Below are 734 nucleotides of genomic sequence, written 5' to 3' on the forward strand. Positions count from 1 at the left end.
CCAAAATACAGGCTTGCTGTAGAACCGTGCCACCTCTGTGGCGAACTCTTTGCGAATCAACCGGCTGGAGACTGTTTTCAGGTTGTTCACCAGCTTCGAGACCTGAACATCCGGCGGAAAACTCACCAACAGATGCACATAATCCGCCTCACCGTTGAACTCCACCAAGGAACAGCGCCACTTTTGGCAGGTCGCTCGAAATATATCTTCCAGCCTCTGCAACATTGGAGCAGTTATCACCCGACGACGGTACTTTGTCACCAGCACCAAGTGGATTTGTAGGCTGTAAACAGAACGATGGCCTATGTTGTAGCTCATTGCGCTAAATGCTAGAACCGTCTCATGATTATCACCCACGAGTACCGGATCCTGCCCAGCGACGACCAAGCCGCTCTGATGACCGAGTGGCTGGAATTGTTGCGGCGGCAGTGGAACGACGCTCTGGGGCAGAGACTGGATTGGCTGACCGCAACCCGTTGCCCAATTGACCGTTGCAGTCTTGTCTCGTGCCCGTTGCCTGTGTCAGAAGCTCCGCTGGAGCCGAATTATTATCGGCAGGCGGGATCCCGCAAACAAATCACGCAACTGTTCCCCGCAGACCGGGGCGTTTACGCCGAGGTGCTGCAGCAAAACTTGATGCGGCTGGACAATGCGAGGAAAGCGTGGAGGGAGCCTGATAGCACAGGCAAGAGGCGGGGTCGGCACAGCATCAAAAAAGCGGGGGAGTTTATATC

The 734-nt window shown here is 54.9% G+C and carries 2 protein-coding genes; one reads left to right on the forward strand and one right to left on the reverse strand.

Features of this window, described 5'->3' with window-relative positions; all coding sequences use genetic code 11:
• On the reverse strand, positions 1-387 hold a 387-nt coding region (gene tnpA, locus NW838_RS07560), incomplete at its 3' end, for an IS200/IS605-like element ISSoc3 family transposase (protein WP_414427790.1).
• Here tnpA and NW838_RS07565 point away from each other — a divergent pair.
• A partial coding sequence (locus tag NW838_RS07565; RefSeq protein ID WP_414427791.1) for a helix-turn-helix domain-containing protein occupies positions 343-734 on the forward strand: 392 nt, incomplete at its 3' end. The two genes, tnpA and NW838_RS07565, sit on opposite strands and share 45 nt — an antisense overlap.

This window comes from Synechococcus sp. R55.2, from assembly GCF_047462075.1.
Taxonomy (GTDB): domain Bacteria; phylum Cyanobacteriota; class Cyanobacteriia; order Thermostichales; family Thermostichaceae; genus Thermostichus.